The following is an 11,227-nucleotide window of genomic DNA, read 5'->3' as shown; positions in this document are numbered from 1 at the left end:
GGGCGGGTCACTCCACGCCGATCAGGAGCAGGGTGCCCTGGCGTCCGCCCCGGTACACCACCGTGTCCACGGCGAGGTAGGACTCCCGTACGCGCATGTCGAGGTGTTCGGCGATGTTCTCGGGGGCCTCGTCGCCGACGACGAGGGTGACCAGCTCGCCGCCGGCCTGGAGCATGCGGTCCAGGACGGTCGCGGCGGTGGCGGTGACGTCCGGGCCGATCACCGCCACGTCGCCGTCGATCAGCCCGAGCACGTCCCCGGCCTGGCAGATCCCGGCCGTCGTCCAGGACTGGCGCTCGGCGACGACGACCTCGGCGTACCGGGTGGCGCCCGCCGCCGCGGTCATCTGGACGACGTCCTCGTCGAACCGGCGCTCCGGTTCGTGCACGGCCAGCGCGGCGATGCCCTGGACCGCCGAGCGGGTCGGGATCAGGGCCACGCGGATGCCCTCGGTACGGACCTGCTCGGCGGCCGCCGCGGCCGTGTGGCGCAGCTCGGCGTCGTTGGGCAGCAGAACGACCTCGCGCGCGTGGGCACGTCGTACCGCCTGCACCAGTTCCCCGCTGGCGGGCGGCTCGCCCGGGCGCGCGAGGACGGTGGTCGCGCCCGCCTCGGTGTACAGCCCGGCCAGGCCCTCGCCGGGTACGACGGCGACGACGGCCCGCTGGACCCGCTCGCGCGGGTGCCGCTCGCCGCCGGTGTGCACGTCCCCGATGGCGAAGTGGGTGATCCGGATCCGGTACGGCCGCCCGGCCTCCACGCCCGCCTCCACGGCGGCGCCCGCGTCGTCGACGTGCACATGGACGTTCCACAGCCCGTCGCCGCCGACCACCACCAGGGAGTCACCGAGTGCGTCGAGGCGTTCCCGGAGCCGGGCCACGGCCGTGTCGTCGGCCTCCAGGAGATAGATCACCTCGTAGGAGGGCCCGGCGGTCCCGGAGCCGTCGGCGCACGGCCCGGCGGACGGGCCGGCATCGGAAACGGCCGCCACGCACGCGTGCGCCTCGCGGGCGCCGCCGTCCGCGGTCCCGGCGCCGTCCACGGCCCCGCCGGCGTGCGGGGCCCCCGGGGTCTCCCCCGCCGCGGGGCCGTCCGCCACCACCGACAGGGCCGGCGCCTCGCGCACCGTCTCCCCCGTGAACGCCTCCACCAGCGCCCCCAGCACCGCCACGAGGCCGCGCCCGCCCGCGTCGACCACTCCGGCCCGGCCGAGCACGGGCAGCTGGCCCGGCGTTGCCGCCAGGGCGGTGCGCGCACCGTCGTAGGCCGCCCGCGCGACCGTGCCGCAGTCGCCCTCGGCTCCCTCGGCGGCTTCGGCGGCGGCCGAGGCGACCGTCAGGACCGTGCCCTCGACGGGGTGGGCCACGGCCTGCCGGGCGGAGTCGGCGGCCCGCCGCAGGGCCAGCCGCAGTCCCGCGCCGCCGACGTGGGACGTCTCGCTCCCGGGGGCGTCCGCGAGCACCTGTGCCATGCCGCGCAGCAGCTGCGCCAGGATCGTCCCGGAATTGCCGCGGGCCCCGATGAGCGCCCCGTGGGCCATCGCGTGCACGGCGTCGGCCAGGGAGGGCTCCCCGGTGCCCGTCCCGTAGCCGGCGAACACCGCCTCCACGGCCGTGGCCGCCGATTCCAGGGTCAGGTAGAGATTCGTCCCGGTGTCGCCGTCGGCCACCGGATAGACGTTGATCGCGTCGATCTCCTCGCGGGCACGGCCCAGTGCCCGGAGCGCCAGACCGCACCAGGTGCGCACCGCGAGAGCATCGAAGAATGTCTGCGGCACCTGCGCCACCTGCGCCTCCCTGAGCTGGACGTGGGACGCAGCGTAGACCCCGGGACCGTGTGCACCGGAAGAGGGCCGGGAGCGGGGCCCTGAGCTGCCATGGTAGTTTCGTTGTACGGACGCAGTCGTTGTATGCTGCTCCGGTTGCCCGATCCTGATCGGGCTGTTCCCCTGGCAACGCCACTCAGATCTCAGGTCGTACGATCTCGATCCCGGCATGCCGGGATTAACCGTAAGTGCATCTGAAGTCTTTGGAGTGACCCGTGGCTGCCAACTGCGACGTCTGCGGCAAGGGGCCGGGCTTCGGCAACAACATCTCGTTTTCGCACCGCCGTACGTCCCGCCGCTGGAACCCGAACATCCAGCGTGTGCGTACCGTGGTCGGCGGGACGCCGAAGCGCGTGAACGCTTGCACCTCGTGCATCAAGGCCGGCAAGGTCTCGCGCTGACGCTACAGCTGAGCGCGCGGCCACTGCCTGGTTCGCTGCACTGAGCCGGTCCACCGAAGGGTGGGCCGGCTTTTTGCCGTACCCGCGCGGGAGGTCAGCTCCTGAACCGCCATCCGTGATCCACCGGCCCGATGCCCGCCCCCAGGGCGAACCCTCGGGCGATCGCGCCCGTGACGTACTCCTTGGCCTCGGTGACCGCCTCCGGCACGCTCAGGCCCTTCGCCAGCCCCGAGGCGATCGCGGAGGCCAGTGTGCAGCCCGTGCCGTGCGTGTGCCGGTTGTCGTGGCGCGGCGCCCGCAGCCAGTGTTCCGCCGAGCCGTCGGTCAGCAGATCGACCGCATCGCCGGCAAGGTGCCCGCCCTTGATCAGCACCCATCGCGGCCCGTGGGCCAGCACGGCGGCGGCCGCCCGTCGCAGATCGTCCTCCGACTCGACCCGCACCCCGGTGAGTTGTGCCACCTCGTCGAGGTTCGGGGTCGCCACGGTGGCCGCCGGGAGCAGCTTCGTCCGTACGGAGTCCAGCGCGGTGGCGGCCAGCAGGGGATCGCCGTGCTTGGAGACGCCCACCGGGTCCACCACGGCCGGGGCGTCCGTGCCGGAGATCAAATCGGCGACCGTCTCGACCAGTTCCGCCGAGGCCAGCATGCCGGTCTTCACGGCCTGTACGCCGATGTCGTCCACGACACTGCGGTACTGCGCCCGTACCGCCTCCGCGGGCAGCTCCCACGCGCCCTGCACGCCCACGGAGTTCTGCGCGGTGACGGCCGTGATCACGCTCATCCCGTGCACGCCGAGCGCGAGCATCGTCTTCAGGTCGGCCTGGATGCCGGCGCCGCCGCCGGAGTCCGAACCGGCCACCGTCAGGACCCTGGGCAGGCTCATGACTCGATGTCCCCGAAGTGGTCCCAGCCGCCCTTGCTGGTCCAGGGGGCCCCGTCGACGGTCACCTGGGGCAGCGCGGAGGGGTTGAGGACCTCGCCGATGACCTTCCAGCGGGCCGGGAGCTTGGCGTCCGGCGGGAAGGTCGCCACGATCGCGTGGTCCTCTCCCCCGGTCAGCACCCACTGCATCGGATCCACGCCGACGGCCTGACCGATGTCGTTCATCTGGGTCGGGATGTCGATCGCGCCGGAGCGGATGTCGATGCGGACCTTGCTGGCCTCGGCGATGTGCCCGAGGTCGGCGATCAGCCCGTCGCTCACGTCGCACATCGCGGTCGCGCCGAGCGCGGCGGCCGCCGGGCCCGCGTGGTACGGCGGCTCCGGGCGCCGGTGGGCCTCCACGAAGGCGCGCGGGGAGCGGAAACCCCGGGAGAGGACCGCGTAGCCGGCCGCGGACCAGCCCAGCCAGCCCGTGACGGCCACCAGGTCGCCGGGCTGGGCTCCCGCGCGTGTGACGGGCTCCTGGTTGCGCAGATCGCCGAGCGCGGTGATCGACACCATGATCGTGTCGCCGCGTACGACGTCCCCGCCGACCACGGAGGCGCCCGCGACCTGGCACTCGTCGCGCAGGCCGTCCATCAGCTCGCTCGGCCAGGTCACCGGGAGTTCGGCCGGTACGACCAGGCCGAGCAGCAGGGCGGTCGGTACGGCGCCCATCGCGGCGATGTCGGCGAGGTTCTGTGCCGCCGCCTTGCGTCCGACGTCGTAGGCCGTGGACCAGTCGCGGCGGAAGTGCCGTCCCTCCAGCAGGATGTCGGTGCTCGCCACCACCCTCCGGTCGGGCGCGGCGACCACCGCGGCGTCGTCGCCGGGGCCGATCCGGACCGCCGGGGTGGTGGTGAGACGGGAGGTGAGCTCCCTGATGAGCCCGAACTCCCCGAGCTCACCAACAGTGCCCTTCATTGCTCTTGCTCCCCTTCTCTGCCATGCCGTGCCCACTCGCGCGTCATCAGTGTCCCCGATACGGTCGAGGTGACCGTCGACACGGTCGGAACGACCGTCGATACGGTCAGGTGACCGTCAACTTCCGTCGTGCCTGCACCCTGGCGCGCAAGCCTGGTTCCCGCAGGTCTCCCCGCGGGGAGCGGCGACGCGATACCGTGGCGTTCCTTTTCCCCACATGATCCTCGTGGCCGCCCTGGAGGTTCCGTGGTACAGGCGTACATCCTGATCCAGACGGAGGTCGGCAAGGCGTCGACCGTCGCCGAGACGATCAGCAAGATCCCTGGAGTGCTCCAGGCCGAGGACGTGACGGGCCCGTACGACGTCATCGTGCGCGCCCAGGCCGACACCGTCGACGACCTCGGTCGCATGGTGGTCGCCAAGGTCCAGCAGGTGGACGGCATCACCCGCACCCTGACCTGTCCGGTCGTGCATCTGTAGCCCCCGTCTACCCTTGGCCGGTGAATATTTTCCGTCACCGGCCCTTCGGCCTGCTCGCGCCCGCGCTGCTGATCGCGGTCGCGGGCTGCTCATCGGCAGACGACGGCGCCACGGTGGCGGTTCCCAGCCCCGACGCGAAGACGGCGAAGGTGTGCCGGGATCTGCACCGGGTGCTGCCGCAGAAGCTCGACGGGCGGAGCCGCAACGACCCCGAACCCCGGTCCGCCTACACGGCGGGCTGGGGAAACCCGGCGATCATACTGCGCTGCGGTGTCGTACGGCCGCCGAAGATGGTCGATCCCGAGGTGGCCGAGGGCGGTGACCCCGACGCCGTCGCGGGCGGGGTGAACGGCGTCGACTGGCTGATGGAGAAGCAGGGCGACGGCACCTGGCGGTTCACGACGGCGAACCGCGTGGCTTATGTGCAGGTGAGCCTGCCCGAGGGGATGTCCGCGCAGGAGGAGGGCACGGCCGTGCTCACCGACCTCGCGACGGCCGTGAAGAAGGCGATCCCCCAGGGGATCGCCTCCATGCGGTGAGGGTTCCGCGGGTCAGCGCAAGCCGGTCGAGCGGCGCAGCGCCGCCTGGACCAGGCGGTCGATCAGCTCCGGGTAGCTGATGCCGCTGGCCTGCCACATCTGCGGGTACATCGAGATCGGCGTGAAACCGGGCAGGGTGTTGACCTCGTTGATCACGAACTCGCCCTCCTCGGTGAGGAAGAAGTCCGCGCGGACCAGGCCCTCGCAGGAGACCGCCTCGAACGCCTGCACCGCGAGCTCCTGCACCTCGGCGGTCTGCTCCTCGGTGAGCGGCGCCGGGACGACACCGGGCGTGGAGTCGATGTACTTGGCCTCGAAGTCGTAGTACGCGTGCGCGTCCGGCGGCGGGATCTCGGCCGGTACGGAGGCGCGCGGCCCGTCCTCGAACTCCAGCACGCCGCACTCGATCTCGCGGCCCCGCACGGCGGCCTCGATGAGGATCTTCGGGTCGTGGGCCTGCGCGGTGGCGATCGCCTCGTCCAGGCCGGACAGGTCGTCGACCTTGGTGATGCCGATCGACGAACCCGCGCGGGCGGGCTTCACGAACAGCGGCCAGCCGTGCTCGCCGGCGAAGTCGACGATCTTCTTGCGGGCGGCGGACTCGTCCTGCTCCCACTCACGCGGCCGGATCACCACGTACGGGCCGACCTTGAGCCCGTAGGAGGTGAAGATCCGCTTCATGTACTCCTTGTCCTGGCCGACGGCCGAGGCGAGCACACCGGCACCCACGTACGGCACTCCGGACAGTTCCAGCAGGCCCTGCAGGGTGCCGTCCTCGCCATAGGGACCGTGCAGCACCGGGAAGACCACGTCGACCTCGCCGAGCGCCTTGGGCACCGAGCCGGGCTCGCTGTAGACGACCTCGCGGTTCGAGGGGTCGACGGGGAGCACCACGCCGCCCTCGTGCGACTCGGCGAGGTCCTCGACCTCGGGGGTGCGGCGGTCGGTGATGGCCATCCGCTCCGGCTCGTCGGCCGTCAGCGCCCAGCGGCCGTCCCGGGTGATGCCGATCGGCAGGACGTCGTACTTGGTCCGGTCGATGGCCTTGAGGACGGCGCCGGCGGTGACCACGGAGATCCCGTGTTCGGAGCTGCGCCCGCCGAACACGACGGCCACACGCGGCTTGCGCGACGGCTGCTCAGGGCTCTGGGGAAGGTTCTCGGTGCTCATATCGCGTTGAGAGTACCCGTTGGTATCGGCCGAGTCAGCGCCCGCTGGGCCACCGTGACGCAGCGTCCCTCCAACGGTCGCTCAGCGTCGTTCCGGCTTCGCGCTGCGCGCCATCAGCTCCTTGAGGGCGACCACCGGCGGCTTGCCCTCGTGCACGATGTCCACGACCGTCTCGGTGATGGGCATCTCCACACCGTGCCGGCGGGCCAGATCCGCCACCGACTCGCAGGACTTGACGCCCTCGGCGGTCTGCTTGGTGACCGCGATGGTCTCCTGGAGCGTCATGCCCTTGCCGAGGTTGGTGCCGAAGGTGTGGTTGCGGGACAGCGGCGAGGAGCAGGTGGCCACCAGGTCGCCGAGGCCCGCGAGTCCGGAGAAGGTCAGCGGGTCGGCGCCGAGCGCCATGCCGAGCCGGGTGGTCTCGGCGAGACCGCGGGTGATGAGCGAGCCCTTGGCGTTGTCGCCGAGCCCCATGCCGTCGGCGATGCCGACCGCGAGGCCGATGACGTTCTTGACCGCTCCGCCCAGTTCGCAGCCGACGACGTCGGTGTTGGTGTACGGCCGGAAGTACGGCGTGTGGCAGGCGGCCTGGAGGCGCTGGGCGACTGCCTCGTCGGTACAGGCGACGACGGCCGCGGCGGGCATGCGGGCGGCGATCTCGCGGGCCAGGTTGGGCCCGGTGACGACCGCGATGCGGTCGGAGCCGACCTTGGCGACGTCGTCGACGACCTCGCTCATGCGCATGGTGGAGCCGAGTTCGACGCCCTTCATCAGGGAGACGAGCACGGTGTCCGGGGCGAGCAGCGGGGTCCACTCGGCGAGGTTGGCGCGCAGGGTCTGGGAGGGGACGGCGAGGACGGTGAAGTCCGCGTCCCGCAGCGCCTCGGCCGGATCGGAGGTCGCGGCGAGGTTCTCCGGGAGTTCGACGCCGGGCAGGTAGTCGGGGTTGGTCCGGGTGGAGTTGACCGCCTCGGCCAGCTCGGGGCGGCGCGCCCACAGGGTCACTTCGCAGCCCGCATCGGCGAGGACCATACCGAAGGCGGTACCCCATGAGCCGGTGCCCATGACCGCCGCCTTGACCGCCTTGCTCACTTGCCCTGCCCTTCCGGTTCCTTGCGCTGCGTCTGCGCCTGGGTGCGGCGTCGCTGTTCGATCCGCTCGCGGCGCGGGTCGTAGGGCGTCTCGGGCGCCTTCTCGCCGCGGATCTGCTCCAGCTGGCGGGTGATGGCCGCCATGATGACCTCGGTGGCCTCCTTCAGCAGGTCCGGGGTCATCTCCTTGTCGTAGAAGCGCGACAGGTCCACGGGCGGGCCCGCCAGCACGTGATGGGTCTTGCGCGGGAAGAGGTTGGGCTTCTTGGCGTACGGCGGCAGCAGCTCGTTGACGCCCCACTGCGCGACCGGGACGACCGGGCACCTGGTCTGCAGGGCGACGCGGGCGGCACCCGTCTTGCCGGTCATGGGCCAGCCGTTCGGGTCGCGGGTGAGGGTGCCCTCGGGGTAGAAGGCGACGCACTCGCCGCGCTCCACGGCGTCGATCGCGGCGCGGAAGGCGCTGAGCGCGTCCGTGGACTCGCGGTAGACGGGGATCTGCCCGGTGCCGCGCATGGCGGCGCCGACGAATCCCTTCTTGAAAAGTCCGCTCTTCGCCAGGAATCGCGGAACCCGTCCGGTGTTGTACTGATAGTGCGCGTACGCGAAGGGGTCCACGTGGGAATTGTGGTTCACCACGGTGATAAATCCACCCTCGGCCGGAATGTGCTCCATTCCACGCCAGTCCCGCTTGATCAGAACCACCAGCGGCGGTTTGCAGATCACCGCGGCGAAGCGGTACCAGAAGCCGATTCTGCGGCGGGGCACAAGGACACCTTCCTCTAGGGGGCTGCCACCCCGGCGGGGGCCGCACAAGTGTCGCCCCGGGCCGCCGGTCTGTCGAGAACACCGTACGCCCCGAGGGGCAGGCCGCCAGAAGCCCCGGGGACAATGATCGCGACAAGAGAGGGGCGGTACGCCGGTGCAGTGGAGCTTGGTGATCCCGCTGAAGCCCTTGGCACGGGCCAAGAGCAGGTTGGCGGACACCGCCGCCGACGCAGTGCGGCCGGGGCTGGCCCTCGCGTTCGCACAGGACACGGTGGCCGCCGCGCTGGCGTGTCCGGCCGTGGCGGATGTGGCAGTCGTCACGGACGACGAGCTGGCCGCACGCGAGCTGGCCGCGCTGGGCGCGCGCATCGTCCCGGACGCACCGGCAAGCGGCCTGAACACCGCTCTCACGCATGGCGCCACCGCCGTACGCGAAATACGCCCGCGCACACCTGTCGCGGCACTGAACGCCGATCTGCCGGCACTGCGGCCGACGGAACTGGCCGTCGTCCTGGGCGCGGCGGCGGAGTTTTCCCGGGCCTTTCTCGCGGATGCGGCTCGGCTGGGCACGACGTTGCTGGCCGCGGGGCCGGACCGGGAATTGCGGCCGGAGTTCGGCATTGATTCCCGTGCCCGGCACCGCGAGTCGGGGGCGGAAGAACTCCGGCTCGCGGGGGTGGATTCGGTACGACAGGATGTGGACACCGGGGACGACTTGCGGGCGGCGCTGGCCCTGGGGGTCGGGCCGTATACGGCAGCCGTTTCGGCGGGACTGCTGATCCCCGGGTCGTGAGGCGCCCGGTGCGGGGCCGGGCGAGGGGTTCGAGGCGGTGCTCGCCGAGAGGTGCCTCCCCCTAGGGGACATCCCCTCGCAGTCCGCAGCCGGCCTGCACCCCCGCGGCGAAACCCGGAACGAGGGCAACCACTAGGCTGCTGCCATGCAGGCCACCGCATACACCTACGACCCGGCAACCCGAAGCGGGCAGGTGCTCCTCGACGACGGCACCCCGGTCCCCTTCGACGCGTCGGCGTTCGACAAGGGCGGCCTGCGGCTGCTCCGCCCCGGTCAGCGGGTGCGGATCGAGACCGAGGGACAGGGCGACGCCCTGCGCATCACCCTCGTAACCCTCCAAACCCTGTAACTGCCCTTACAAACGCCGCGGGCCGGGCTCCCGAGGGAGTCCGGCCCGGCGCGTGAGTGCCCTGGCGTGGTGCCCTGGCGGCTTACGACGTCGCCTTGCGGGCGGTGGCCTTCTTCGCGGTGGTCTTGCGTGCCGTCGACTTCTTGGCCGGGGCCTTCTTCGCGGTGACCTTCTTCGCCGGGGCCTTCTTGGCGGTGGCCTTCTTGGCGGTGGTCTTCTTCGCGGCGGTGGTCTTGGCGGCCGCCGTGGTCTTCTTGGCGGGAGCCTTCTTCGCCGTGGTCTTCTTCGCGGCGGCCGTGGTCTTCTTCGCGGTCGTCTTCTTCGCCGTGGTCTTCTTCGCGGCGGCGGCCTTGGTGGTCTTCTTCGCGGCGGCCTTCTTGACCGTCGCCGCGGCGCCGCCGGTCAGGCTGCCCTTGGGCGCCTTCTTGACCGAGACCTCGCCACCGCGCGGCAGCTTCTTCGAGCCGCTCACCAGGTCCTTGAAGCCCTGACCGGCACGGAAGCGCGGCACGGAGGTCTTCTTGACCCGAACCCGCTCACCGGTCTGAGGGTTGCGGGCGTAACGGGCGGGGCGGTCCACCTTCTCGAAGGACCCGAAGCCGGTGACCGAGACCCGCTCGCCCGCGACGACCGCGCGGACGATGGCGTCCAGGACATGATCGACAGCGTCGGCGGCCTGCTGGCGGCCACCCACCTTGTCGGCAATCGCTTCTACGAGCTGCGCCTTGTTCACGTCTTCCCCTTCGGAGACATCGCCAGAACGAAAGTGTTCAAGCTTTTTCGCACGTTAGGCAGATATATACCGCAAATCAAACACGAAACGGGCTAATCACCCTTGTGCCGCAACGGACTCGGTGGTCTCGGGCTGTTCAGTCGTCCTCTTCGGGGATCCGACCCTCGTCGAGGTCCGCGTTGAACCGCTCGAGCCGCCTTGCCGCAGCGGCGAGATCGTGCTTGGCCGCGGCCGTAATGACCAGCAGCTTCCGGGTCAGCGCCATCCGTACGCCCTCCGGGACTTGCAGTGCGCGCACTTTTGCGTGCGCTTCCTTGAGTTGGTTCGCGACCGCCGTATAGAGCTGGAGTTGGCCGTCGTGTCCCATGCACAGATTGTGCCATCTGGGGCGAGTTGTCGCCTGCCCAGGGGGTAACTGCCGCCTCAAATGGCCTTCCAGGCACTTGCGGAGGACGCGATCCCAGCACTCACGTACCCGCGCAACACCCTTCGTAACGTGGGAAGTTGAGAGGCGGGCAAGAAGCGTGCGGGACGATTCGGGCCCGGACATGGCCGTACCCCCGATCGTGGCGATCGGGGGTACGGAGGGGGTGTTGGGTGGCCGGATCCGACCGCTCTGGCCCTGCGGCCGGAGCCGATCAGACCTGGAGCGTCCTCGGCTTGTACGGCGGCCGCTTGGCCTCGTAAGCGGCGATGTCGGCCTCGTTCTGCAGCGTGATGGAGATGTCGTCCAGGCCGTTCAGCAGCCGCCAGCGGGAGTTCTCGTCCAGCTCGAAGGAGGCCGTGATGCCCTCGGCGCGCACCTCACGAGCCTCAAGGTCCACAGTGACCTCAGCAGTGGGGTCCTGTTCCGTCAGCTCCCACAGCGCGTCCACGATCTTCTGCTCAAGCACGACCGTGAGCAGGCCGTTCTTCAGCGAGTTGCCCCGGAAGATATCCGCGAAACGGGAGGAGATCACGGCCTTGAAGCCGTAGTTCTGCAGCGCCCAGACGGCGTGCTCGCGGGAGGAGCCGGTGCCGAAGTCGGGGCCGGCGACCAGGACCGTGGCGCCCTGCCGCTCCGGGCGGTTGAGCACGAACTCCGGGTCCTTGCGCCAGGCCTCGAACAGCCCGTCCTCGAAGCCGTCCCGGGTCACCTTCTTGAGCCAGTGAGCAGGGATGATCTGGTCGGTGTCGACGTTGCTGCGGCGCAGCGGGACGGCCCGGCCGGTGTGCGTGGTGAATGCTTCCATG

14 protein-coding genes are annotated in these 11,227 nt (G+C 70.9%); 5 read left to right on the top strand and 9 right to left on the bottom strand.

Annotation, left to right across the window (positions count from 1 at the left end):
• Positions 1–7: 7 nt before the first annotated feature.
• The gene (locus tag ACIGXP_RS22285; RefSeq protein ID WP_399770742.1) at positions 8–1,786 is read right to left on the bottom strand and encodes a DAK2 domain-containing protein; all 1,779 of its coding nucleotides are present in this window, start codon (positions 1,784–1,786) and stop codon (positions 8–10) included.
• Between the two features lie 254 nt (positions 1,787–2,040).
• Here ACIGXP_RS22285 and rpmB point away from each other — a divergent pair, with 254 nt between their 5' ends.
• A complete protein-coding gene (rpmB, locus tag ACIGXP_RS22280; protein WP_009190838.1) occupies positions 2,041–2,226 on the top strand; it encodes a 50S ribosomal protein L28 in 186 nt (61 codons plus the stop codon).
• Between the two features lie 94 nt (positions 2,227–2,320).
• Here the strand turns inward: rpmB and thiD are convergent, their stop codons facing one another.
• Positions 2,321–3,109, bottom strand: coding sequence for a bifunctional hydroxymethylpyrimidine kinase/phosphomethylpyrimidine kinase (gene thiD / locus ACIGXP_RS22275; protein ID WP_399770740.1), 789 nt, complete (start codon positions 3,107–3,109; stop codon positions 2,321–2,323).
• Positions 3,106–4,071 carry a thiamine-phosphate kinase gene (locus tag ACIGXP_RS22270; RefSeq protein ID WP_360091099.1) on the bottom strand — a complete coding sequence of 322 codons (966 nt, stop codon included), beginning with the start codon at positions 4,069–4,071 and terminating at the stop codon, positions 3,106–3,108. The genes thiD and ACIGXP_RS22270 overlap by 4 nt, the downstream gene beginning before the upstream one ends.
• A 246-nt stretch (positions 4,072–4,317) precedes the next feature.
• Between ACIGXP_RS22270 and ACIGXP_RS22265 the strand changes: the two genes are divergently transcribed.
• Together ACIGXP_RS22265 and ACIGXP_RS22260 are read left to right on the top strand one after the other, a co-directional pair.
• Positions 4,318–4,551, top strand: coding sequence for an Lrp/AsnC family transcriptional regulator (locus ACIGXP_RS22265; RefSeq protein WP_003993216.1), 234 nt, complete (start codon positions 4,318–4,320; stop codon positions 4,549–4,551).
• A 20-nt stretch (positions 4,552–4,571) separates the two neighbouring features.
• Positions 4,572–5,090, top strand: a complete 519-nt coding sequence (locus ACIGXP_RS22260; RefSeq protein ID WP_399770736.1) for a DUF3515 domain-containing protein — start codon at positions 4,572–4,574, stop codon at positions 5,088–5,090.
• Positions 5,091–5,102: 12 nt separating this feature from the next.
• On the opposite strand, the gene ACIGXP_RS22255 is transcribed toward ACIGXP_RS22260, so the two are convergent.
• The 3 genes from ACIGXP_RS22255 to ACIGXP_RS22245 form a co-directional block, all read right to left on the bottom strand.
• Positions 5,103–6,260, bottom strand: a complete 1,158-nt coding sequence (locus ACIGXP_RS22255) for a D-alanine--D-alanine ligase family protein (RefSeq protein WP_363215759.1) — start codon at positions 6,258–6,260, stop codon at positions 5,103–5,105.
• A gap of 81 nt (positions 6,261–6,341) precedes the next feature.
• Positions 6,342–7,352 carry an NAD(P)H-dependent glycerol-3-phosphate dehydrogenase gene (locus ACIGXP_RS22250; RefSeq protein WP_363215757.1) on the bottom strand — a complete coding sequence of 337 codons (1,011 nt, stop codon included), beginning with the start codon at positions 7,350–7,352 and terminating at the stop codon, positions 6,342–6,344.
• Positions 7,349–8,119 carry a lysophospholipid acyltransferase family protein gene (locus tag ACIGXP_RS22245; RefSeq protein ID WP_363215756.1) on the bottom strand — a complete coding sequence of 257 codons (771 nt, stop codon included), beginning with the start codon at positions 8,117–8,119 and terminating at the stop codon, positions 7,349–7,351. The genes ACIGXP_RS22250 and ACIGXP_RS22245 overlap by 4 nt, the downstream gene beginning before the upstream one ends.
• Before the next feature lie 154 nt (positions 8,120–8,273).
• Here ACIGXP_RS22245 and cofC point away from each other — a divergent pair, with 154 nt between their 5' ends.
• Together cofC and ACIGXP_RS22235 are read left to right on the top strand one after the other, a co-directional pair.
• Positions 8,274–8,912, top strand: coding sequence for a 2-phospho-L-lactate guanylyltransferase (gene cofC / locus ACIGXP_RS22240; RefSeq protein WP_399770731.1), 639 nt, complete (start codon positions 8,274–8,276; stop codon positions 8,910–8,912).
• A 145-nt stretch (positions 8,913–9,057) separates the two neighbouring features.
• Positions 9,058–9,261 (top strand): hypothetical protein, encoded by a 204-nt coding sequence (locus ACIGXP_RS22235; RefSeq protein WP_399770728.1) that lies wholly within the window; start codon positions 9,058–9,060, stop codon positions 9,259–9,261.
• Between the two features lie 82 nt (positions 9,262–9,343).
• Here the strand turns inward: ACIGXP_RS22235 and ACIGXP_RS22230 are convergent, their stop codons facing one another.
• The 3 genes from ACIGXP_RS22230 to leuD form a co-directional block, all read right to left on the bottom strand.
• Entirely contained in the window at positions 9,344–9,994 is a 651-nt protein-coding gene (locus ACIGXP_RS22230) for an HU family DNA-binding protein (RefSeq protein WP_363215753.1), read from the bottom strand.
• Positions 9,995–10,130: 136 nt separating this feature from the next.
• On the bottom strand, positions 10,131–10,361 hold the full coding sequence (locus ACIGXP_RS22225; protein WP_363215752.1) for a hypothetical protein: 231 nt from the start codon (positions 10,359–10,361) through the stop codon (positions 10,131–10,133).
• 271 nt (positions 10,362–10,632) lie between these two features.
• Positions 10,633–11,226: a 3-isopropylmalate dehydratase small subunit gene (gene leuD, locus ACIGXP_RS22220; RefSeq protein WP_399770725.1), complete on the bottom strand. Its 594-nt coding sequence runs from the start codon at positions 11,224–11,226 to the stop codon at positions 10,633–10,635.
• Between the last annotated feature and the right edge of the window lies 1 nt (position 11,227).

It is taken from the genome of Streptomyces sp. NPDC053069, assembly GCF_044546895.1.
GTDB lineage: Bacteria > Actinomycetota > Actinomycetes > Streptomycetales > Streptomycetaceae > Streptomyces.
The sequence above is the reverse complement of the archived record's forward strand: the minus strand, read 5'-3'. Positions and strand labels throughout refer to the sequence as shown.

What these genes read in the sequence shown, in the direction of transcription:
- thiD (WP_399770740.1), bottom strand. Translation starts at nt 3,109, where the DNA reads ATGAGCCTGCCCAGGGTCCTGACGGTGGCCGGTTCGGACTCCGGCGGC.
- ACIGXP_RS22270 (WP_360091099.1), bottom strand. Translation starts at nt 4,071, where the DNA reads ATGAAGGGCACTGTTGGTGAGCTCGGGGAGTTCGGGCTCATCAGGGAG.
- ACIGXP_RS22255 (WP_363215759.1), bottom strand. Translation starts at nt 6,260, where the DNA reads ATGAGCACCGAGAACCTTCCCCAGAGCCCTGAGCAGCCGTCGCGCAAG.
- ACIGXP_RS22235 (WP_399770728.1), top strand. Translation starts at nt 9,058, where the DNA reads ATGCAGGCCACCGCATACACCTACGACCCGGCAACCCGAAGCGGGCAG.
- ACIGXP_RS22225 (WP_363215752.1), bottom strand. Translation starts at nt 10,361, where the DNA reads ATGGGACACGACGGCCAACTCCAGCTCTATACGGCGGTCGCGAACCAA.
- leuD (WP_399770725.1), bottom strand. Translation starts at nt 11,226, where the DNA reads ATGGAAGCATTCACCACGCACACCGGCCGGGCCGTCCCGCTGCGCCGC.